The organism is Micromonospora sp. NPDC004704 (assembly GCF_053601675.1).
This window is the reverse complement of sequence record NZ_JBSGCD010000017.1, coordinates 1-22437: the sequence shown is the minus strand read 5'-3', so window position 1 is coordinate 22437 and position 22437 is coordinate 1. Positions and strand designations below refer to the sequence as shown.

The window sequence follows — 22437 nt, the reverse complement described above, 5'->3', positions numbered from 1 at the left end:
GGCGTCGCGTACCGCGTCCAACCGGACAGAGGACAGTGACCATGGACGACACCATCCTCGAGATGCGTCGCATCTCGAAGACCTTCCCCGGGGTGACCGCGCTGGACGACGTCACCCTCGCCGTGCGCCGGGGAGAGATCCACGCCATCTGCGGCGAGAACGGCGCCGGCAAGTCCACCCTGATGAAGGTGCTGTCCGGTGTTCACCCCGCGGGCTCGTACGACGGCGAGATCCTGTTCGACGGCGAACCGATGCGGTTTCGCGGCATCCGGGACAGCGAGGCCAACGGCGTCGTCATCATCCATCAGGAACTCGCCCTGGTGCCCCATCTGTCGATCGCCGAGAACCTCTTTCTCGGCAACGAGCGTCGTGGCCGAAGTGGGCTCATCGACTGGAACCGGGCCAACGCCGAGGCGGCGGTGCTGCTGGCGTCCGTCGGGCTGGACGAAAACCCCGTCACCCCGGTCATCCAGCTCGGCGTGGGCAAGCAGCAGTTGGTGGAGATTGCGAAGGCGCTGTCGAAGAAGGTGCGCCTGCTCATCCTGGACGAGCCGACCGCCGCTCTCAACGACGTCGACTCGGCTCACCTGCTCGGCCTGCTGCGGCAGCTCAAGGGCCGGGGGATCACCTGCATCATGATCTCCCACAAGCTCAACGAGATCACCGCGATCGCCGACTCGACCACGGTCATCCGGGACGGGCGCGCCGTGGAGACCCTCGACATGCGAGCCGACGACGTGAGCCAGCAGCGGATCATTCGGGGCATGGTCGGGCGCGATCTGGACAGCTTCTACCCGGACCGTGTGTCGTCGCCCGGCGAGGAGGTGCTGCGGATCGAGGACTGGACGGTGCGGCACCCGACCCGGGACCGGCTGGTCGTCGAGGGCGTAGGTCTGTCCGTTCGCGCCGGTGAGGTCGTCGGGATAGCGGGGCTGATGGGGGCCGGGCGGACGGAGCTGGCGATGAGCGTCTTCGGCCGATCGTACGGCCGTGACATCGCAGGCCGGTTGTTCATGCACGGGCGCGAAGTCGGTGCCCGTACCGTCGCAGAGGCGATCGGCAACGGCATCGCCTACGTCACCGAGGATCGCAAGCGGTTCGGACTGAACCTCATCGACGACGTCTGCCGCAACGTCTCCGCCGCCGCCCTGGACCGGCTGTCCCGCCTGGGCTGGGTCAACGGCAACGAGGAGATCAAGGTCGCCGAGGCGAGTCGGCGGGAGATGAACATCAAGGCGCCCAGCGTGATGACGGTGGTCGGCAAGCTCTCCGGCGGCAACCAGCAGAAGGTCGTCTTGTCGAAGTGGCTTTTCACCAACCCGGATGTGCTGATCCTGGACGAACCGACGCGCGGAATCGACGTCGGGGCCAAGTACGAGATCTACCAGATCATCAATCGACTGGTCGCCGACGGCAAGGCGGTGATCATCATCTCCTCCGAGCTGCCGGAGCTCCTCGGGATGTGCGACCGCATCTACACCCTCGCCGCAGGCCGGATCACGGGCGAGAAACCGGTGGGCGAGGCAACCCAGGAAAGCCTCATGGGTCTGATGACCAAGGACAAGGAGTTCGTCGGATGACCAGCATCAAGACCTCCTCGACGGAGCGTCCGACGCCTCCGGACGGCGCGCCGGCCGCCGCGCTGCACACCGGGACGAGCGACCTGCGGGCCTTGGTGCTGAACAACCTGCGGCAGAGCGGGATCTACGTCGCCCTGGTCGTCATCGTGGCGTTTTTCGCGATCCTGACCGACGGGGTGTCGCTGAGCCCGGGGAACATCACCAACATCGTCCTGCAGTACTCGTACATCCTGGTGCTCGCGATCGGGATGGTCATCCTGATCATCGGTGGGCATATAGACCTGTCGGTCGGGTCGGTCGTGGCGCTGACCGGGGCGGTCTCCGCCGTCCTGGTGATCCAGCAGGGCCTTCCGTGGTGGGTCGGCATTCTGGCCGCGCTGGCGGTCGGCGTACTGGTCGGCGCCTGGCACGGGTTCTGGGTGGCGTACGCCGGCATCCCGGCCTTCATCGTGACCCTGGCCGGAATGTTGCTGTTCCGTGGTCTGACCCTGCGGGTGCTCGACAACATCTCGCTGTCGCCGTTCCCGGCCGAGTACCAGCGGGTCGCGGCGGGATTCCTCAACGGACTGCTCGGCGGGCAGGGCTACGACGCCTTCACACTGCTGATCGGCGTCGTAGCCGTGGCCGGGTACGCGGTGAGCGGTTTCCGTACCCGGGTCGCGCGCATCCGCTACCAGCAGCCCGTCGAGTCGTTTCCGCTGTTCGTTGCCCGGGTGGCGGTGGTCGGGGCGGTCCTCATGTACTTCGCCTGGCAGTTGGCGCACGCCCGTGGGTTGCCGATCGTACTGATCGTCCTGGCGGTCCTCGTGCTGGTGTACGGCCTACTCACTCGTCGTACGGTCTTCGGTCGTCAGGTCTACGCGATCGGCGGCAACCTGTCCGCGGCGGCGCTGTCGGGAGTGAAGGTCCGCACCGTCAACTTCTGGATGTTCGTCAACATGGGTTTCCTGGCGGCGGTGGCCGGTGTCATCTACTCGTCGCGGTCCAACGGTGCCCAGCCCGCAGCCGGCAACATGTTCGAGCTCGACGCGATCGCCGCCGCCTTCATCGGTGGCGCGGCGGTCACCGGGGGAGTGGGCACCGTCGTGGGCGCGATGGTCGGCGGTCTGATCATGGCGGTGATGAGCAACGGTATGCAGCTGATGGGCGTCGACCAGTCGACGCAGTCGGTGGTGAAGGGGCTCGTCCTGCTCGTCGCCGTGGCCTTCGACGTCTACAACAAACGCCGAGCCGGCTCGGCCAGCTGACGCTGGAGCCGCCTGCACCGCGACCGCGCGACCGTGTTCCCTGGCGACACCGGCGGGTGGGGAAACGCGCGTCGTCGCCGGTGGATGGGTACGCGGTGTTACGGGGATACTTCGGGCACGTTGCATAGATGCTCTTGACAGGCATTGTTAGCGATAACAAGATGGCCTTCACGCCGCTCTCGCGTTTGGAGCTCGCCTTGGCTGTGTCGATCCGCTCGCATGTCCCCAGGCCCCACCGCAGATCATCGTTGAACAGCCCCAATGTCGCGCTTCAATGTGTCGTGACCGTGATGGCACGGATCGGCGCCACGGTTTACGCTCGCCGGCCCGGCCCACTGCGCACGCTCGCAACGGTGGGCGTCGATCTCGGTGCCAGCTCCGGGTGCGAAGCCGGATCGGTCGCGTCGTGGGCCGGCCAGTTCGGCGCGACGCTCGGGCTGGACACAACCGACCCGACCGAGGCCGAGATCGCCCCCAACGGTTCGAGGCTGGACCTGCGGGGTCGAACGTGTACCAGTCGTTCAACACCCGCGCCGCGTCCGAGCCGGCGGGGTCGGTGACGGTCCGGGTGACCGGGGCGGTCGGAGGCAGCGACGTGACGACCGTACGCACTGTGCAGCATCCCGCCATCACCTGCGGCGGATAACCCCGACAGTCCTCAATTCACCGGTCGCCACTGCCTGGTTGAGCCGGTGACGGCGGCCGACCCGCATCGAAGGCGCCCGAGGGCACGTACCCAACGGTCTCCCGTACACCGATGACCCAGTCAGAGATGAAGGAGGATGTCTCGTGGAACAACACATGCGACGGGCGACCCGAGGAGGGATCGCGGTGATCGCGACGGTCGGCATGGTCCTGGCCGCAGGAATCTTCGCCAGAACGGCACCCGTCCACGCCGCCGACACGAATCTCATTGTCAACGGCGGGTTCGAGGGGGGCCTGGCCAACTGGTTCGTCAACAACGGGAACTCCGCCGACGGCGGCCAACTGTCGGTGACCTCGGATGCCTACTCCGGTCAGGGCGCCGCGCTCGTCGCCAGCCGGACCACGACCGGATCCGGTCCGATGCAGGACCTGAGCGGGAAGGTGCAGGCGGGGCAGACCTACGTGCTGACGGCCCGCATCAAGTACGAGAACCCGAGCGGGCCGGCGACCAAGCAGTTCTTCGCCACGATGCACTACGGCGCTGCCACCTACACCAACCTCGTCAGCGTGGTCGCGACAAAGGGCCAGTGGGCGCAGTTCAACGGAACGTTCACGATTCCGGCGACGCAGAACGTCTCGACGGCGCGGCTGTTCTTCGAGACGCCGTGGACGAGCACGCCGTCCTCGGATCCGAACCTGCACCTCATGGATTTCAAGCTCGATGACGTCTCGGTGGTCGGCGCCGCGCCACCGGCGGCGCCGTCGAAGACGATCGAGGTCGTCGGCAAGCTGCCGGGGGAACACAACCCGTTGATCGGGCACAAGTTCGGTGCCGATGGATTCGGCTTCGTGCACGACGGCCGGGTGTACATGTACCTGACCAATGACACCCAGGGCTACGCTCCCGACCCCGTCACCGGCGTCTCGCCGGGCATCAACTACGGCGACATCAACCAGATCACGGTGATTTCCTCCGCGGACCTGGTGAACTGGACGGATCACGGCGAGATTCAGGTCGCGGGCCCGAACGGGGTGGCGCCGTTCACCGGCAACTCGTGGGCGCCCGGTATGACCAAGAAGGTGGTGAACGGAGAGGAGAAGTTCTTCCTCTACTACGCCAACGGCGGCGGCTCCAGCAACGTGATCACGGGTGGGTCGCCGCTCGGTCCGTGGATCAGCGAGCGTACGAGCACGCTGATCAACGGCAGTACTCCCGGTGCCGAGGATGTCGCGTGGAAGTTCGACCCGGCTCCCTTCGTCGATGACGACGGCCAGCCGTACCTCTACTTCGGCGGTGGTCCCGCGTCGACGAGCATGCCGCCGGCCGAGCGCTTCAACAACCCGAAGAACATCCGGGCGATCGAACTCGGCGACAACATGGTCTCGACCGAGGCATCGGCCGCGGTGGTCGACGCTCCCGTCGCCTTCGAGGCGGGCCACGTCTTCAAGCGCGAGGGCAGGTACTACTTCTCGTACTCCTCGCACTTCGGCGGGAACGACTTCGGCGGCCCGCAGACGCCGCTTCCCGGCTACCCCGGCGGCGGCCAGATCGGGTACATGATTTCCGACGATCCGATGTCCTGGCCGAAGGAGACCTATGCCGGCGTGCTGTTCCCGAACCAGTCACAGTTCTTCGGCGCCGGCACCGGTGGCAACAACCACCAGTCGGTGTTCGAGTTCGAAGGCAAATACTACTTCACCTACCATGCTCCGACGCTGAACAAACGCATCAACGGGAACACCACCCAGGGGTACCGCAGCCCGCACATCCAAGAGCTGACCTTCAACCCGGATGGCACGATCCAGCAGGTCGTCGGCACCTATGCCGGCGTCAACCAGGTCCGGAACTTCGACCCGTACCGTGTCTTCGAGGCCGAGACCTTCGGCTGGAGCAAGGGTGTCTCGACCCGGAAGGTCGACGGCGGCTCCGCTCAGTTCGGCGCCGCGGCGCCGAACCTGGTGGTACGCGACATCGACAACGGCGACTGGACCGCACTGTCGTCGGTGGACTTCGGCGACAACGGCGCCCGCAGCGTGACGGCAAAGGTGCGAGCGCTCGCGGCCGGCGCGCGTATCGAGGTACGGCTGGACCAGCTCACCGGCCCCGTGGTCGGCACGATTCCGGTCGACACACTGTCCGGCGAATGGGCCGAGGTGACCGCCGAGCTCGACGGCGTGAGCGGCGTGCACGACGTCTACTTCACTTTCGCCGGCCCAACCGGCGTCGACCTCTTCGAGATCGACTCCTGGGCCTTCGAAGCCGCGACGGGCCAGCCCGAACTGCCCGTCACGGTCACCGCGCAGGCACGGTGCCTGGGTGGCAGGGCGTACGTGGCGGTGCAGGCTCGCAACGATCATGACGGCTCGGTCGGGATCGGTCTGGAGACCCCGTACGGGGAGCGGTCGTTCGAGGGTGTGGCGCCGGGGTCGAACGTGTACCAGTCGTTCAACACGCGTGCCGCGTCCGTGTCGGCCGGGTCGGTCACGGTCCGGGTGACCGGGGCGCTCGGCGGCAGCGACGTGACGACCGTACGCACCGTGCAGCATCCCGCCATCACCTGCGGCGAATAGGCCCACCACGTCCCCTGTCAACCAACGATGACAACGGAGATCACATGAACACAGGTAAACGACGGCAGGTGCTCGCGGCCTGCGCCGTCGGTGCCGCTCTGGCCGGGGCTGCGGTGCTGCCGTCGCCCGCCGACGCCGAGCCCGGCGACGACGCCGGCGTGCGGGTGACGGTCGACATCGCCGAGATCAGGGAACCGGGGGTGCTCGCCCTGTCGATCGCCGGTGACGCCGTCGCGTTGGCCCAGGACGGCTCGACCCTGCTGGTTCGTCAGTTCGTCGGCACGCTGCCGACCGTGAGGGTCACCGACACCCGCGTCGCCGACGAGGTGCCCGACGGCGCGAGCTGGGCCGTGCTCGGCAGCGCCACCGACTTCGACGGCGGTTCCGGCCAGGATCCGATCAGCGCCGAACACTTCGGCTGGAAGCCGCGCCTGCTCGACGGCGGTGACACCGGTCTGGTCACCGAGGGCGAAGAGGTCGTGACCGTCCTCGACGAGGAGACCCTGCCCGGCAACAATGTCGGCCTGGTCGACCAGGAACTGCTGGTCTCGGCCTTCGACTCCGAGGCGGTAGCCAGCGACTCGTACTCCGTCAACGCCGACCTGTACCTGCGCACCCCGGCGGACGTCGCCGCCGGTGAGTACAGCTCCACGCTCACGCTCTCCCTGTTCGAGTAGTGGCTCGGCGGGGGCCTGGACCAGGCCCCCGCCGGCCTGGGTCGAAGGGCCGCCGTCATGACCGTCACCCCGCTGCGCCGGGCGCTCACCATCCTCGCCGCCGCGATCCTCACGATCGCCACCGCGCCGACTGTGGCGGTGGCCCAACCGGACCCGAAGGCCTTGACCTGGACGGTCCAGCCGGCCACCCCGAGCGGGCCGGACGAGCGGCGGTGGATCAACACCAGCCTCGACCCGGGAGAGGTCGTGACCGAACACCTGGCGGTACGAAACTTCAGCCGTACCGCCGTCGTCTTCGCGCTGAAGGCCGCCGACGCCTACCTCACCGACAAGGGCCGCTTCAACATGCTGCCGTCCGACCGCCCCTCGGTCGACGGTGGCACCTGGATCGACGTGCAGGGGAAGGTCACCGTCGGCGCCAACGAGACGAAGGTGGTCCCGTTCACCATCACCGTGCCCCGGAGTGCCACGCCGGGTGACCACCCGGCCGGCATCGCCGCGACCGTCACAAGCACCGGAGGTACGGTCAACGTCGAGAGTCGAGTCGGATTCCGCGTCATGGTGCGGGTCAACGGCACCGTTCAGGCGGCCCTGCCCGTCCAGACCCTCAGTGCCACCTACACCCCATCGTGGAATCCCTTCGCGGGCGGCACGGTTCGGGTCCGCTACACCGTGACGAACGACGGCAACGCCTGGGTCACCGGAAGGAGCCGGGTAGCGGTCTCCGACATCCTCGGCCTGACCAGCCACGACGCCACCGGTGACGTCGAGGAACTGCTTCCGGGCGGCAGCCGGGAGGCCAAAATCCGCGTTGACGGCGTCTGGGCGCTGGGACGCCTACGAACAACCGTCACCACGACCCCGACCCTGCTCGGCGACGACCAGGCCGACGCAGACCTCCGGCAGGTTTCCGCCAGCGTCACCACCTGGGCCCTACCGTGGGCACAGCTCGCGTTGCTGATCCTGTTCGCCGCGCTGCTCCTCGGCCTGCGGGCCACAGCCTGGCACCACCGGCGGCGGCTGGCCGGGCTGGTCGCCCGCGCTCGGGAGGAGGGCCGGCAGGAGGGTCGGGAGTCCGTGCTCGTCGCGGGTTCACCCTCCGGTGGTGAACCCGGCCAGGGCGACGCTCGCCGGCAACCGGGTACGCGGTGACCTCCGAAGGCATGGATCCTGGGATGTTAACGATAATAAGGGTGTTGTCGGCCTCGCGGGATGCCAGGTTCTGCCGGTGCGCCGGATCCGCTTGATGTGCGGATGCAAAGCCGCTCCTGGCCAGCGGGATCACCTTCGTGAAGAGGTGTATCGTACTGACTCTCTTGAATGTCAGGGCGACCAGACGTAACATGTATGACACATGTTAGCGCTCACTTTTGTGAGGATCGTGAGGCAGGGTTCGGCGTTTGTCTCCGCTCCGTCCCACCCGTCCCCGGCGAAGCACTCTGGAGGATTCATGTCATCCCTGCGCCTAAGCCGGCGTCACGTACTGGGCGCCGCGGCCGGCGGTGTGCTGGCCTCGGCGACCGGTGCCGAACTCCTTGGCTCGTTCCCGGCGATGGCCGCCGAACTCCCGCCGGCCCGCGCGGACATCGGGGTCTCGGCGTACCCGTTTGCGCTGGGTCAGGTTCGGCTCACCGCCGGGCGGTTCCTGGACAACCAGACCCGCACGTTGAACTACCTGCGATTCGTGGACGTGGAGCGGTTGCTCTACAACTTTCGGGCCAACCACCGGTTGTCGACCAACGGCGCGGTTGCGACCGGCGGCTGGGACGCGCCCACGTTCCCGTTCCGGACCCACATGCAGGGGCACTTCCTGACCGCATGGGCCCAGGCATATGCGGTGCTCGGTGACACGACGTGCCGGGACAAGGCCAACTACATGGTCGCCGAGATGGCCAGGTGCCAGGCGAACAACGGAGCCGCCGGGTTCGGCGCGGGCTATCTCTCCGGCTTCCCGGAGTCCGACTTCACCGCCCTTGAGGCGCGCACCCTGAACAACGGCAACGTTCCCTACTACTGCATCCACAAGACGCTGGCAGGGTTGCTCGACGTGTGGCGGTACGTCGGAAACACCCAGGCGCGTACGGTGTTGCTGGCGCTCGCCGCCTGGGTCGACACCCGTACCGCGCGGCTGACCTCGAGTCAGATGCAGGCGATGCTGGGCACCGAGTTCGGCGGAATGAACGCCGCGCTGACCGACATCTATCAGCAGACCGGCGACGCCCGCTGGCTCACCGCCGCACAGCGGTTCGACCATGCCGCGGTGTTCAACCCGCTCGCCAACAACCAGGACCAGCTCAGCGGGCTGCACGCGAACACCCAGGTGCCCAAGTGGGTGGGTGCCGCGCGCGAGTACAAGGCCACCGGTACCACCCGCTACCGTGACATCGCCCGCAACGCGTGGAACTTCACCGTCAACGCGCACACGTACGTCATCGGTGGCAACAGTCAGGCCGAGCACTTCCGTCCGCCGAACGCCATCGCGGGATACCTCAGCAGCGACGCCTGCGAACAGTGCAACACCTACAACATGCTGAAGCTGACCCGTGAGCTGTGGCTGCTCGACCCGACCCAGTCGACCTACTTCGACTACTACGAGCGGGCGCTGGTCAACCATCTGGTCGGCGCACAGAACCCGGCCGACAGCCACGGTCACATCACCTACTTCACGCCGCTGAACCCCGGCGGTCGCCGGGGTGTGGGTCCGGCCTGGGGTGGTGGCACCTGGAGCACCGACTACACCACGTTCTGGTGCTGCCAGGGTGCCGGTATCGAGACGAACACGAAGCTGATGGACTCCATCTACTTCCACAACGGCACCACGCTGACGGTGAACCTGTTCGTGCCGTCGGTGTTGACCTGGTCGCAACGGGGCATCACGGTCACGCAGAGCACCGCCTATCCGGCCAGCGACACGACGACCCTGACGCTCGGCGGCACGATGAGCGGATCGTGGAGCATCCGGGTGCGGATTCCCGCGTGGACCAACGGCGCGACGATCAGCGTCAACGGTCAGGTGCAGAGTGTGGCGACGGGTAGCTATGCCACGATCACCCGGACCTGGGCCGCAGGTGACACGATCACCGTACGTCTCCCCATGCGCGTCATCATGCAGGCGGCGAACGACAATGCCAACGTCCAGGCGATCACCTATGGCCCGGAGGTGCTCTGTGGCAACTACGGCAATTCCACCGTCGGTTCGCTACCCGCGCTGACAGTCTCCTCGATCACCCGAACCAGCGCGAGCGCGCTGACGTTCACCGCGACCGCGAACGGGTCCACCGTCAACCTCGTGCCGTTCCGCGACGCGCATGGTTTCAACTACACCGTCTACTGGAACACCGGCTCGGGTGGCGGCACCGGCAACACCTACAAACTGGTCAACGCGGCGAGCGGCCTGGTGCTCGGAGTGCAGGGCATGTCCACCGCCGACGGCGGTCTGGCCGTGATGTGGGGAGACACCGGGACCGCCGACCACCAGTGGGTCATGGTGGCCGACGGCAATGCTGTTCGCTTCAAAAACGTCAACAGCGGAAAGGTGCTCGGCGTGGAGAACATGTCGACCGCCGACAACGCCCTGGTGTTGCAGTGGTCGGACAACGGTACCGCCGACCATCGTTGGACGCTGACTGACAACGGCGACGGCACTCACAAGATCCGCAACGTCAACAGTGGCAAGGTTCTCGGCGTCCTCAATGGGAACACCGCCTGGGGTGCGCAGGTCGTGCAGGACGCCGACAATGCCAGCTCCGACAACCGCTGGCGCCTCCAGCGCGTCAGCTGAGGTCTGAAAAACCGCCGGGAGCTTCTATCCACGGGGTTCCATGTCGTGGGGGCTGCTCCCAGATGACCGGTGCGTGCCGTCGATCGGCGCGTGAGGAGGCAAAATGCAGTGGAAATCGCGATGGTTGACAGTCCTGAGCCTGGTGGTGGTGGCCGCGTCCGCGGCAATCGTCGGGACGCACTCGCCACGGTCGGCGTGGGCACTCAACAACGGTGTCGCTCGTACTCCACCGATGGGCTGGAACACCTGGAACACGTTCGGCTGCAACATCAACGAGACGTTGATCAGGCAGATGGCAGACACCATGGTAACCAACGGAATGCGCGATCTCGGCTACCGATACGTTGTGGTCGATGACTGCTGGTTCGACCCCAACCGGGACTCACAAGGCAATCTTCAGGCCCATCCGAGTCGCTTCCCGAGCGGAATGAAAGCGTTGGGTGACTATCTGCACGCCCGTGGCCTGCTGTTCGGCATCTACCAGTCGCCCATGGACCAGACCTGCGCCCAGTACTTCGACGCCTTCCCCGGCTCGACCGGGAGCCTCGGCCACGAGGTCCAGGATGCCCGGCAGTTCGCCGCGTGGGGCGTGGATTACCTGAAGTACGACTGGTGTTCGCCCGCTGGATCGATAAACGACCAGGTTGTGGCGTTCGCGAAGATGCGCGACGCGTTGGCCGCGACCGGTCGACCGATCGTCTACAGCATCAACTCGAACAGCATCCACGAGAAGACCGGGCCGATGCGCAACTGGGGCGATGTGGCCAACCTGTGGCGTACCACCGAGGACATCACCAACACGTGGAACAGCGGACAGACGAACGGATACCCGATGGGAATCCAGAACATCGTCAACGTCAACGTCCCACTGTCCTCGTACGCCGGGCCCGGGTCGTTCAACGATCCCGACATGCTCGAGGTGGGTCGGGGCGGCATGACCGACACCGAGATGCGCAGCCACTTCGCCCTCTGGGCGATCATGGCGGCGCCCCTGATGGCCGGGAACGACCTGCGCTCCGCCGACTCGGCCACCCTGACGATCCTGCGCAACCAGCACCTCATCGCCATCAACCAGGACTCCCTCGCCCTCCAGGCAGTGCAGGTGTCGAACGACCAGACCAGGCGTGTGCTGGCCAAACGGCTTTCCAACGGGGACGTCGCGGTGGCCCTGTTCAACCAGGGCAGCTCCACCACGACCGTCTCCACGACGGCGGCGGCGGTCGGCAAGACCGGCAACTCGTTCAGCCTGCTCGACGCGTGGACGAACGCGACCACCACCACGTCCGGCACGATCTCCGCCAACGTCCCCGCCCACGGGACGGTGGTCTACCGGGTGAGCGGTGGCGGTACGGTCGAGCCACCGCCGACATTCCGACTGCGCGGCGAATCGTCCGGCCGGTGTCTCGACGTGAATTCGGGGTCGTCGACGAACGGGACTCCGACGGTGATCTGGGACTGCCACAACAATGCCAACCAGATGTTCAGCCAGAGCGGTCAGACTCTCCAGGTCCTGGGCAAGTGTCTGGACATCCCGGTGAGCGCGACCGCCGGGACGCAGGTACAGATCTGGGACTGCAACGGCGGCACCAACCAGCGGTGGACCCACAACGGCAACGGCACGATAAGCAGCGTGCGGGCGCCGACCCTTTGCCTCGACGTGAGCGGAGCCGCCACCACCAACGGCACAGCCGTGATCGTCTGGAACTGCCACACCGGCGCGAACCAGCGGTGGTCCCGGACATGACGACACCTGTGCCGGGGTCGACGTCGCGCCTCCCCTCGGCGCCGCGGGTGCCGTCCCTACGATCGGCTTGGAGATAGGCATGCCGAAGGTGACACGAAGGAATGTGCTCAGGGCAGGGGCCGTGGGGACCGGAGCCGCGTTGCTGCCGGCCGCCTGGAGCGCCACCGCCAGGGCTGGCTCGGTGCCGCCGCCGCAGGTGCTCGCGGCGGGCGATATGGCGCTGTGGTACGACGAGGAGGCCGGCACCGACTGGCTTCGCGCGCTGCCGATTGGCAACGGGCGCCTCGGCGCCATGGTGTTCGGCAACGTCAACACCGAGCGGTTACAGCTCAACGAGGACACCATCTGGGCCGGCGGCCCGTACGACTCCGCCAACGGCCGGGGCGCGGCCACCCTGGCCGAGATCCGGCGCCAGGTCTTCGCGGACCAGTGGACCCGGGCGCAGGACCTGATCAATCAGACCATGATGGGAACCCCGGGCGGGCAGCTGGCCTACCAGCCCGTGGGCAACCTTCGGTTGGCTTTTGGCTCCTCCGGTGGGGTGTCACAGTACAACCGGACGCTCGACCTCACCACCGCCACCGCCACCACGACGTACGTGCTCAACGGTGTCCGGTATCAGCGTGAGGTGTTCGCCAGCGCACCCGACCAGGTAATCGTGATCCGGCTGACCGCCGACCGAACCGGCTCGATCACGTTCAACGCCACTTTTGACAGTCCTCAACGGACCACCATGTCGAGCCCGGACGCCACGACCGTCGCCGTCGACGGCGTCTCCGGCAACATGGAGGGTGTCAACGGCTCGGTACGGTTCCTCGCCCTGGCCAATGCTCTCGCAACCGGCGGCACGGTCAGCAGTTCCGGCGGCACGCTGCGGGTGGCCGGTGCCACGAGCGTGACCCTGCTGATCTCGATCGGCTCCAGCTACGTGAACTACCGCACCGTCAACGGCGACTACCAGGGCACCGCACGTGCCCGCCTCGGTGCCGCCCGAAACGTCGGCCTCGATCAGCTGCGTAGTCGCCACCTTGCCGACTACCAGGGGCTGTTCAACCGGGTGACCATCAACCTGGGTCGCACAGCCGCGGCCGACCAGCCGACCGACGTACGGATCGCGCAACACGCGAGCACCGACGACCCACAGTTCTCCGCCCTGCTGTTCCAGTTCGGGCGATATCTGCTGATCTCCTCATCGCGGGCGGGCACTCAACCGGCGAACCTGCAGGGCATCTGGAACGAGTCGATGGCGCCGCCCTGGGACTCGAAGTACACCATCAACGCCAACCTGCCGATGAACTACTGGCCCGCGGACACCACGAACCTGGCCGAGTGCATGCTCCCCGTCTTTGACATGGTCAAGGACCTGTCCGTGACCGGGGCGCGGGTCGCCCAGGCCCAGTACGGAGCCGGCGGCTGGGTCACCCACCACAACACGGACGGATGGCGTGGTGCGTCGGTCGTCGACGGGGCCCTGTGGGGAATGTGGCAGACCGGCGGCGCATGGCTGGCCACCCTCATCTGGGAGCACTACCTGTTCAACGGAGACGTCGATCTTCTCCGGTCCAACTACGCGGCTCTGAAAGGCGCCGCCCAGTTCTTCCTCGACACCCTGGTTACCCATCCGACGCTCGGATACCTGGTCACGAACCCGTCGAACTCGCCGGAACTCGCTCACCACGCGAACGTCAGCGTATGCGCGGGCCCGACGATGGACAACCAGATCTTGCGCGACCTGTTCGAGGCCGCAGCCAGAGCCAGCGAGGTTCTCGGGGTCGACACCGCATTCCGATCGCAGGTGCGCACGGCAAAGGACCGGCTGCCGCCGATGCGCGTCGGCTCACGCGGCAACATCCAGGAGTGGCTCGCCGACTGGATCGAGCCGGAGCGGACCCACCGCCACATCTCCCACCTGTACGGGCTGCACCCCAGCAACCAGATCACCAGGCGCGGAACGCCCCAGTTGTACGAGGCCGCGCGCCGGACGCTGGAGCTACGCGGCGACGACGGAACCGGGTGGTCCCTCGCCTGGAAGATCAACTATTGGGCCCGGATGGAGGAAGCCGCCCGCGCCCACAAGCTCATCCGGGATCTGGTACGAACCGATCGGCTCGCGCCGAACATGTTCGACCTGCACCCACCGTTCCAGATTGACGGCAACTTCGGCGCTACCTCCGGTATCACCGAAATGTTGCTACAGAGCCACAACGGCGAGTTGCACGTGCTGCCCGCGTTGCCGACCGCGTGGCCCGCGGGGCAGGTCGCAGGACTGCGAGGTCGAGGCGGATACACCATCGGCATGACCTGGACCAGCGGTCAGGCCAACGAGATCCGGGTACGGGCGGACCGCGACGGCGTGGTGAAACTCAGGGCTCGGCTCCTCACGGGAAGCTTCACACTCGTCGACGTCACCGACGGCAGCACACCGGCCACCACGCGACCCGAGGCAGATGTCGTTCAACTCAACGGCCGCGCCGGCCACACCTACCGCGTGGCGCGGACCAGCGTGTCACCGTCACCGACCCTCACCAGCACTCCCTCGCCGTCCGGCGCGCGGGCGGTGTACACGGTGACGAACTCGTGGTCGGGCGGCTTCCAGGGCGAGGTCACCGTGACCGCCGGCTCGGCCCCGATCCGCGGCTGGACCGTGTCCTGGACCTTTCCCAACGGACAGGTCATCAGCCGGATGTGGAGCGGCTCGTACACGCAGAGCGGGGCGAACGTGACGGTGGCGAACGTCGACTACAACGGGTCGTTGCCCGTGGGTGGATCCGCCACCCTCGGCTTCGTCGCCACCGCAAACGGAACCAACAGCCCACCGACCGACCTCACCTGCACGACGAGCTGATTCGGTACGACGGCTCTTCAGGCTCCGCTGGACCGAACCTGCGTGCAGAGCATCTCGGCGCCAATCGCGGTCACGACTGTTTGACCGAGCCATCTCGTCCCAGTCCGCCGGGTGGGGCCGGAGCCACCGGCCCCACCCGGTACGGTCACCGGCCGGTGGTACGCCGAACCGCCGGCCGGTGACCATCCCGTACCCGTACCGTCGGCGGTCGTCGCGCCCGGGGCGGCGACCGGGAGCAGTGCGTCCGCAGCGCGCGCCTGCTCCACCTCGCGCGGCCGATGTCTCCCGTCGCGCCCTGCGCCGGCAGCAGCGGGGTGCGCGGCTGACCGGCGCGTGAGCGGGCGTGACGTGCCCGGTCGCGTGTGACCAAGCCGGTCGACGCCACCCACTCACCGGAACGTCGCGCCGTAAGACTCTCGCAATGGCTATGGCCATTTCCGCCGGTGCCGTCGCCGTATTCTCGACGAATGTTGAAACGGGTCTTCCGGTCACCGCTCGCCTGGGCCGGTGTGGTGCTCCTCGGCATCGTGGCGGCGTTCGGCCTCTACTGGTTCCAGCCGTGGAAGCTGGTCACGGACACCTATGTCGATGACGCCCTACCCGTTGGGCTGGCGACAACGACGGCCGCACCCGGCCCATCCGGCACGGCCACGGCTGCTCCGGCGTCCGGCGCGCCAGCAGGGAACCAGGTACTGGCCGCCGGGGTTTTCATCACGCACGAGCACGCGACGACGGGGCGCGCGGAGATCGTCCGTCAGCCCGACGGCCCGAACCTGCTCGTGCTGCACGACCTCGACACGTCGAATGGGCCGGACCTGAGAGTCTGGCTGACCGATCAACGGGTGGTCGCGGGTACGGCAGGCTGGCGGTTGTTCGACGATGGCGAGTGGTTCGAGGTGGCGCGACTCAAGGGCAATCGAGGTGACCAGGTGTACGAGCTGCCGCCGTCGATCGATCCGGCGGACTTCCGCAGCGTTTCGATCTGGTGCAAACGCTTCGCGGTCTCGTTCGGGGCGGCGGAACTGAAGACCGCCTGACCCGCGTCCAGCCCGCTGACCCGTACGAGGCGCTCGTCAATGTCGACGGGGCAGGCCGCCGAGAGTCGGACGACAAGAACGGCAACCGTCGGCGGTGTGTGCACCTTCACCCGGCCGCCCCGTGATGTCACCAATGGCGAACCAGGACCAATAGCCGTATTCGTCGCTCCGCCCCGGCCGCTACGCCGACACCGTGGGGGCGGGTCGGCGCAGGTCTACGCGTCGAGGACATCGAGGGGAAGCTGACGCCGCTCGGCGCTGCGGTCGCGCCGAGGGCGTCGTCAGCGCAGCGCGGGATTTCAGCCCGGGCCACATTGTCGTCTCCGCTGCCGTGGTCGCCGGCTACGCTCTGGTCCTACAACTGACCCGTGGATGGCCTGAGATGGGGTGCGCGGCGGTCCTTCGACTATGCATGGCGGCGACGGGAGCGGGCCAGAGCCAGCACAGCGATGGCCGTGCCGATCAGTCCCAACGCTACGGCTATGACAGCTCCGGCCAGGCCGTTGCCAGTTCCGAGGCCGCCGGCGGAGTTGGCCGCGTGCAGGCCGCCGACGACAGCGCCGATCAGCCCTGCAACCAGAGCCAGGACAGTCCTGACGCGCCCGTTGCCGGTACGACTGGGGCGTGTCAGCGCCAGCCCACCGATCACCACGCTGGCCAGCCCGACCACGGCGGCTGCGGTGGGCACGAGCCGCCCGGAGCCGAGCTCGTATCCGGCGGCCGAGACGTAGCTGGCCGGCGGCGCGGCGAGCGTGCGCAGGATAGACATGGGGCGTCCCTTCGATCGAGTCGGTCGTCTTGTCGACGGAGACGATCGTCGCGTTTCGCGGGCAGGGGCGTCCTCGGCCGGCAAGCAGCAGCGGATACGCAGTTCGGGGTAGTCGGCTCGCGCGGGATCGCGCTGCTCGACGTATGAGCCGCCCGGCTGCAAGCCGTAGGATCGCGGCATGCGGGACCGCGTCACGTTGTTCCGATTGCCGGCCTGGGCGCAGGACCTGCTGGTGGCGCTATTCATCACCGTGATGCAGGTCCAGGGCACCGTCTCGCGTACCCATGGAGATCCAGGATCCATGGTGCGGCCTCTGGCTGATCTCGGGCATCTCGGATATCTGCTGTTGATCGTGGGCGGCGTTGTCGTGGCCGTGCGCCGCCGCTGGCCCGTCGCCGTGTTCGCCGTGACCGCGCTTGCCAGCGTGGCCTACTACGCCCTCGACTTCCCGGACGGGCCCGGGTGGCTCGGACTGTTCGTGGCCATCTACACGCTGACCGCCCTCGGCGACGGACGGCGTTCGTCGGTGATGGCTGGTGTGGGGATCGCCGCGCTGGCCGCCTGCTGGCTGATCGCCGCGGCCGACATTGAGCCACGAGCCGCCATCGGCTGGGTGTTCTTCCGGATCGGCGCCTCGGTGATGAGCGCGGCCCTCGGGGATAGTGTCCGTTCCCGGCGGGTCATCGCTGCCGAGGCGGTGGAGCGCGCCGAGCTGGCGGAGCGGACTCGTGAGCAGGAGACCCGCGCGCGGGTAGACGAGGAACGACTCCGGATCGCGCGGGAGGTCCACGACACGGTCGCGCATGCGATCGCCGTCATCAACGTCCAGGCCGGTGTCACCGCGCATGTACTCGACCAGCGACCGGAGCGGGCACGCGACGCCCTGGAGGCTATCGAGCAGACCAGCTCGCGGGCGTTGCAGGAGATGAGGGCCATCCTCGGGGTACTGCGCGATGCTGACGACGGCCGTGTCCCGCATCCCGGGCTCGGGCAGATCGGCGAGCTTGCCATCCAGGGCCGCGAAGCCGGCCTCGACGTCGAGCTGCGAGTGGCCTCGTCACCGTCGCCGGTGCCGAGCGCGGTGGGTAGCGCTCTGTACCGGATCCTGCAGGAGTCGATCACCAATGTGATTCGCCATGTCGGACCGACCCGAGTCACGGTCGCATTGGACTACGGCGCCGACTCGGTGGAAATGCGCGTGACCGACGATGGTCCACATCAGGGTCCGAGAGCTGAGGAAGCCGCCCTTCACCACCCGGGCAGCGGGATTCTGGGAATGCGGGAGCGTTGTCACCTGCTGGGCGGGGATCTCGACGCCGGTCCACGTGCGGGCGGGGGCTTCGCAGTCACCGCCCGGCTGCCGCTGGCCTCGACCGGAACGGCGAGCGTATGAGCAACACGACAGGCGCATGCAACGATGATGCCCCGATCAGGGTGCTTCTCGTCGACGACGAGCAGCTGGTGCGATCCGGCTTCCGGCTCCTGCTCGACATTGAGGACGACATCACGGTGGTGGGGGAGGCCACCACCGGCGCCCAGGCCGTGGAGCGGGCCCGAGCCACGGGCCCGGATGTCGTGCTCATGGACATCCGCATGCCGAAGATGGACGGCATCCAGGCCACCCGAGCGATCACGGCCGCGAACGAGCTGCGGAATGTTCGCATCCTCATCCTGACCACGTACGACACTGATGCCTACGTCTTCGAGGGCCTGCAAGCCGGAGCCAGCGGGTTCCTACTCAAGGACGCCGGCCCGGCCGAACTCCTGCACGGCATCCGAGTGATCGCCGCCGGAGACGCGCTGCTCGCGCCGCGTATCACCCGCCGCCTCATCGCCCAGTTCACCGCCCGGAGGACTGCCGACGAGGTCGCCGAAAAGCGGCTCTCCGTCCTCACCGCACGAGAACGTGAGGTCCTGGCGCTCGTCGGTCAGGGCATGAGCAATGACGAGATCGGCGCCGCGCTGTTTCTCAGTCCGGCCACCGCCCGCACCCACGTCAGCCATGCCATGGTGAAACTCGGTGCGCGCGACCGCGCGCAACTGGTCGTCATCGCCTACCGGACCGGGCTCGTCACCCCGTAGCCTCGCGACCGGCTCAGACCGCCACCGGCTACGGGCCCTGGCCGCCGTCCATCCTCGGTTCAAGGCGCCACACCGCGCCGAGCTGGCCGTCGTGGCCGTCCTGGTGCCTCGAAAGCCGTCCGGCTCGGGCCATCCCCGCCGTCGGGCTGGCCGGATGCCCGGTCCTGGCCCTCGTCCTGCCAATTTCCTCGCCCTGCGCAGCGCCGACAAACGTCGCCCAGCCCTCACCGCCAACGCCGATCCGCAAACCGGCATCGGTGTCTACGAAACCGCGATGAGCGTTCCACCAACCGCGCCGGGCCATCACCGCCCGAAACGCCACCAACGCCGCTCTCGTCACACAAAGGAACCGGACCGGGTTCCGTGCCCTTCTCCGCATCGGCACAGCGATCCCCGCCCTGCGGTGCAAGATGTTCGGGCAGTCAATCCAATTGGCGGCACGCCGACCGACTACACCAAGGTCTGCCGGTCGCGGACACCGGTACGCGTGCCTGGCACCTCTCGGGCGCGGCGCTGTCGAAGAATCGATAGCGCGGCTTAGGTTGATCACCATTCCCTGTGATGTGGAATGAATTGCCATACCTTGACCTCCATCTTTCGATCGGTATAGAGGATTCGACATCTGTCTTTTGCCGCCATCATTGAGTAATCTCTTCTCAATCGGTCACCGTCGATCTCTCGTCGTGGGCGAGTGGACGAACGAGTGCCGATCGAAGGGAGGGGAGAATGAGTCTCCCGAGAAGATCTTTTGTGGTGGGCGCCGCCGCGATGCTGCTACTGACGGCGGCCGCGCCGGCGGTGGCGGCCGAACCGGAGGGTGTCATCCGTAGTGCCGGCGGTGCCACGGCTGTCGCCGACAGCTACATCGTGGTGTTCAAGGAGAGCGCGGTGAGTCGGGCGCAGGTCGGCACCACGGCCAGCGCGTTGGCCGACAGGCACGACGGAGCGGTCGCTAGGACGTACTCCGCCGCGCTGCGCGGCTTCGAGATCACGGCCGGAGCCAAGGCGGCGGCCAGGATCGCCGCGCACCCCGACGTCGCGTACGTCGAGCAGAACCACACGGTCCGGATCTCCGGCACACAGCCGAACCCCCCGTCGTGGGGTCTGGACCGTGTCGACCAGCGCAACCTACCGCTCGACAGCTCGTACACCTACCCGAACACGGCGACCAACGTGCACGCGTACATCATCGACACGGGCATCCTGTTCTCCCACAACGACTTCGGCGGCCGGGCCACCAGCGGCTTCGACGCGGTCGACGGCGGCTCCGCCGACGACTGCAACGGGCACGGTACGCACGTCGCCGGCACCGTCGGCGGCTCCTCCTACGGCCTGGCCAAGGGCGTGCAGTTGGTCGGCGTGCGCGTGCTCAACTGCTCCGGCAGCGGCACCAACGCCGGTGTGATCGGCGGCGTCGACTGGGTCACCGCGAACGCGATCAAGCCGGCCGTGGCGAACATGAGCCTCGGCGGCGGCGCGAACGCCTCGCTCGACACGGCGGTCCGCAACTCGATCAACTCGGGCGTGACCTACGGTCTCGCCGCAGGCAACGACAACGGCGCCAACGCCTGCAACACCTCGCCGGCCCGGACGGCAGAGGCGATCACGGTCGGCTCGACCACCAGCACCGACGCCCGGTCGTCCTTCTCCAACATCGGTACCTGCCTGGACATCTTCGCACCTGGCTCGTCGATCACGTCGGCCTGGTACACCAGCAACACCGCGACCAACACGATCAGCGGCACCTCGATGGCCACCCCGCACGTGGTCGGCGCCGCTGCCCTGGTCGCCTCCGCCAACCCCACCTGGACCCCGCAGCAGGTCCGGGACTATCTGTTCAACAACGCCACCAACAACGTGGTGACCAACCCCGGCACCGGCTCGCCGAACAAGCTGCTCTATGTGGTCAACGACGGGACCCCGCCGGCCAACGATTTCTCGGTCGGTGTCTCGCCGACGGCCGGTTCGACCGCGCCGGGCGGTTCGGTCAGTGCCACCGTGAGTACCGCGACCACCAGCGGCTCGGCGCAGTCGGTGAGCCTGTCGGCGAGCGGCCTGCCGAGTGGCGCCACCGCCTCGTTCAGTCCGGCCACGGTCACCTCGGGCAGCTCGTCCGCGCTCACCATCGCCACCTCGGCGAGCACGCCTTCCGGCACCTACAGCATCAGTGTCACCGGCACTGGCACCGCGGGTACGCGCAGCGCCACGTACTCGTTGACGGTGACCGGATCGGGTGGCGGCGGTTGCTCGGGCACGAACGGCACCGATGTGGCGATCCCGGACAGCAACACGGCGGTGACCAGCAGCATCGTCATCGCCGGCTGCAACCGTAGCGCCTCCTCGGCGTCCACGGTGGCGGTGAACATCGTGCACACCTTCCGCGGCGACCTGATCATCGACCTGGTGGCCCCGGACGCTACGGCCTACCGGCTGAAGAACCAGAGCTTCTTCGACGGCGCCGACAACGTCAACACGACCTACACCGCGAATCTCTCCAGCGAGGCGGCGAACGGCACCTGGCTGCTCCGGGTGCGAGACGTCTTCGCCGGTGACACCGGCTACATCAACACCTGGACCCTCACCCTCTGAGACGTGACAAAGGGCCCCTCCCGCTCCGATTTCCGGTGGCGGGAGGGGCCCTTTCCGTTGGTCAGTTGGTGTCGACGATCATGCCGGCGGCGATGGTGCGGTTGGTGGTCTCGTCGATGAGGATGAAACCGCCGGTGGTGCGGTTGCGGCGGTACTCGTCGGCGAGGAGCGGGACGGTGGTGCGGAGGCGGACGCGGCCGATTTCGTTGAGTCCGAGTTCGGTGGCGGTCTCGTCGCGGTGCAGGGAGTTCACGTCGAGGCGGTAGTGCAGTTCGCGGATGACGGTTCGGGCGGTACGGGTGGTGTGTTTGATGGCGTACTTGGCGCCGGGGCGTAGCGGGGTGCTCTCGTCCATCCAGCAGATCATCGCCTCGATGTCCTGGGCGACGGCGGGGGCGTTGTTCGGCCGGCAGATCATGTCGCCGCGGGAGATGTCGATCTCGTCGGTGAGCCGGACGGTGACGGACATCGGGGGGAACGCCTCGGCGACGGGTCCGTCGGCGGTCTCGATGGCGGCGATCCTGCTGGTGAATCCGGACGGGAGGACCATCACCTCGTCACCCGGCTTGAGTACGCCGGAGGCGACCTGTCCGGCGTACCCGCGGTAGTCGGTGATGGTGGTCGACTGGGGGCGGATCACGTACTGGACCGGGAACCGTACGTCGACGAGGTTGCGGTCGGAGGCGATGTGCACCCGTTCCAGGTGGTGCAGCAACGACGGGCCCTCGTACCAGGGGGTGTGTTCGGACCGGGTGACGATGTTGTCGCCGCGCAGCGCGGAGATCGGGACCACGGTCAGGTCGGGGGCTTCGAGTTTCGCGGCGAAGGCGGTGAATTCGTCGGAGATCCGTTCGAAGACGTCCTGGGACC

General features: G+C 67.4%; 14 protein-coding genes. 12 read left to right on the top strand and 2 right to left on the bottom strand.

From position 1 onward, the window contains the following. The first annotated feature begins 41 nt into the window (after positions 1-41). From mmsA to ACWEFB_RS22575, 9 genes are all read left to right on the top strand, one after another. Entirely contained in the window at positions 42-1580 is a 1539-nt protein-coding gene (mmsA, locus tag ACWEFB_RS22615) for a multiple monosaccharide ABC transporter ATP-binding protein (RefSeq protein ID WP_452288311.1), read from the top strand. Then, entirely contained in the window at positions 1577-2827 is a 1251-nt protein-coding gene (gene mmsB, locus ACWEFB_RS22610) for a multiple monosaccharide ABC transporter permease (protein WP_452288309.1), read from the top strand. Before mmsA ends, mmsB begins: the two co-directional genes overlap by 4 nt. Positions 2828-3658: 831 nt before the next feature. Continuing rightward, complete coding sequence (locus ACWEFB_RS22605) at positions 3659-6043, top strand: family 43 glycosylhydrolase (protein ID WP_452288307.1); 2385 nt, start codon at positions 3659-3661, stop codon at positions 6041-6043. Between the two features lie 44 nt (positions 6044-6087). Beyond that, positions 6088-6720 carry a twin-arginine translocation signal domain-containing protein gene (locus tag ACWEFB_RS22600; protein ID WP_452288305.1) on the top strand — a complete coding sequence of 211 codons (633 nt, stop codon included), beginning with the start codon at positions 6088-6090 and terminating at the stop codon, positions 6718-6720. A 57-nt stretch (positions 6721-6777) separates the two neighbouring features. After that, positions 6778-7872: a COG1470 family protein gene (locus tag ACWEFB_RS22595; RefSeq protein ID WP_452288303.1), complete on the top strand. Its 1095-nt coding sequence runs from the start codon at positions 6778-6780 to the stop codon at positions 7870-7872. Between the two features lie 298 nt (positions 7873-8170). Then, positions 8171-10501, top strand: coding sequence for a beta-L-arabinofuranosidase domain-containing protein (locus ACWEFB_RS22590; RefSeq protein WP_452288301.1), 2331 nt, complete (start codon positions 8171-8173; stop codon positions 10499-10501). Positions 10502-10604: 103 nt separating this feature from the next. Further along, a complete protein-coding gene (locus ACWEFB_RS22585; RefSeq protein ID WP_452288299.1) occupies positions 10605-12245 on the top strand; it encodes a glycoside hydrolase family 27 protein in 1641 nt (546 codons plus the stop codon). Between the two features lie 79 nt (positions 12246-12324). Beyond that, positions 12325-15090: a glycosyl hydrolase family 95 catalytic domain-containing protein gene (locus tag ACWEFB_RS22580; protein ID WP_452288297.1), complete on the top strand. Its 2766-nt coding sequence runs from the start codon at positions 12325-12327 to the stop codon at positions 15088-15090. Positions 15091-15557: 467 nt separating this feature from the next. Then, positions 15558-16127 carry a DM13 domain-containing protein gene (locus ACWEFB_RS22575; RefSeq protein ID WP_452288492.1) on the top strand — a complete coding sequence of 190 codons (570 nt, stop codon included), beginning with the start codon at positions 15558-15560 and terminating at the stop codon, positions 16125-16127. A 406-nt stretch (positions 16128-16533) separates the two neighbouring features. Here ACWEFB_RS22575 and ACWEFB_RS22570 read toward each other — a convergent pair whose 3' ends face one another. Then, the gene (locus ACWEFB_RS22570; protein WP_452288295.1) at positions 16534-16896 is read right to left on the bottom strand and encodes a DUF6223 family protein; all 363 of its coding nucleotides are present in this window, start codon (positions 16894-16896) and stop codon (positions 16534-16536) included. 178 nt (positions 16897-17074) lie between these two features. On the opposite strand from ACWEFB_RS22570, the gene ACWEFB_RS22565 reads away from it, so the two are divergent. The 3 genes from ACWEFB_RS22565 (at position 17075) to ACWEFB_RS22555 (ending at position 21567) form a co-directional block, all read left to right on the top strand. After that, positions 17075-18289: a sensor histidine kinase gene (locus ACWEFB_RS22565; protein ID WP_452288293.1), complete on the top strand. Its 1215-nt coding sequence runs from the start codon at positions 17075-17077 to the stop codon at positions 18287-18289. Further along, positions 18286-18978, top strand: coding sequence for a response regulator transcription factor (locus ACWEFB_RS22560; protein WP_452288291.1), 693 nt, complete (start codon positions 18286-18288; stop codon positions 18976-18978). The genes ACWEFB_RS22565 and ACWEFB_RS22560 overlap by 4 nt, the downstream gene beginning before the upstream one ends. Positions 18979-19704: 726 nt before the next feature. Further along, positions 19705-21567, top strand: a complete 1863-nt coding sequence (locus ACWEFB_RS22555; protein ID WP_452288289.1) for a S8 family peptidase — start codon at positions 19705-19707, stop codon at positions 21565-21567. 61 nt (positions 21568-21628) lie between these two features. Here ACWEFB_RS22555 and ACWEFB_RS22550 read toward each other — a convergent pair. Continuing rightward, positions 21629-22437 (bottom strand): elongation factor 1-alpha C-terminal domain-related protein (locus tag ACWEFB_RS22550; RefSeq protein WP_452288286.1); only part of this gene is annotated, 809 nt, incomplete at its 5' end.

Bases quoted from the DNA above. Each gene is read 5' to 3' on its own strand.
- mmsA (WP_452288311.1), top strand. From the start codon at position 42: ATGGACGACACCATCCTCGAGATGCGTCGCATCTCGAAGACCTTCCCC.
- ACWEFB_RS22595 (WP_452288303.1), top strand. From the start codon at position 6,778: ATGACCGTCACCCCGCTGCGCCGGGCGCTCACCATCCTCGCCGCCGCG.
- ACWEFB_RS22560 (WP_452288291.1), top strand. From the start codon at position 18,286: ATGAGCAACACGACAGGCGCATGCAACGATGATGCCCCGATCAGGGTG.
- ACWEFB_RS22580 (WP_452288297.1), top strand. From the start codon at position 12,325: ATGCCGAAGGTGACACGAAGGAATGTGCTCAGGGCAGGGGCCGTGGGG.
- ACWEFB_RS22565 (WP_452288293.1), top strand. From the start codon at position 17,075: ATGCGGGACCGCGTCACGTTGTTCCGATTGCCGGCCTGGGCGCAGGAC.
- ACWEFB_RS22600 (WP_452288305.1), top strand. From the start codon at position 6,088: ATGAACACAGGTAAACGACGGCAGGTGCTCGCGGCCTGCGCCGTCGGT.
- ACWEFB_RS22590 (WP_452288301.1), top strand. From the start codon at position 8,171: ATGTCATCCCTGCGCCTAAGCCGGCGTCACGTACTGGGCGCCGCGGCC.
- mmsB (WP_452288309.1), top strand. From the start codon at position 1,577: ATGACCAGCATCAAGACCTCCTCGACGGAGCGTCCGACGCCTCCGGAC.
- ACWEFB_RS22585 (WP_452288299.1), top strand. From the start codon at position 10,605: ATGCAGTGGAAATCGCGATGGTTGACAGTCCTGAGCCTGGTGGTGGTG.
- ACWEFB_RS22570 (WP_452288295.1), bottom strand. From the start codon at position 16,896: ATGTCTATCCTGCGCACGCTCGCCGCGCCGCCGGCCAGCTACGTCTCG.
- ACWEFB_RS22555 (WP_452288289.1), top strand. From the start codon at position 19,705: ATGAGTCTCCCGAGAAGATCTTTTGTGGTGGGCGCCGCCGCGATGCTG.
- ACWEFB_RS22575 (WP_452288492.1), top strand. From the start codon at position 15,558: ATGTTGAAACGGGTCTTCCGGTCACCGCTCGCCTGGGCCGGTGTGGTG.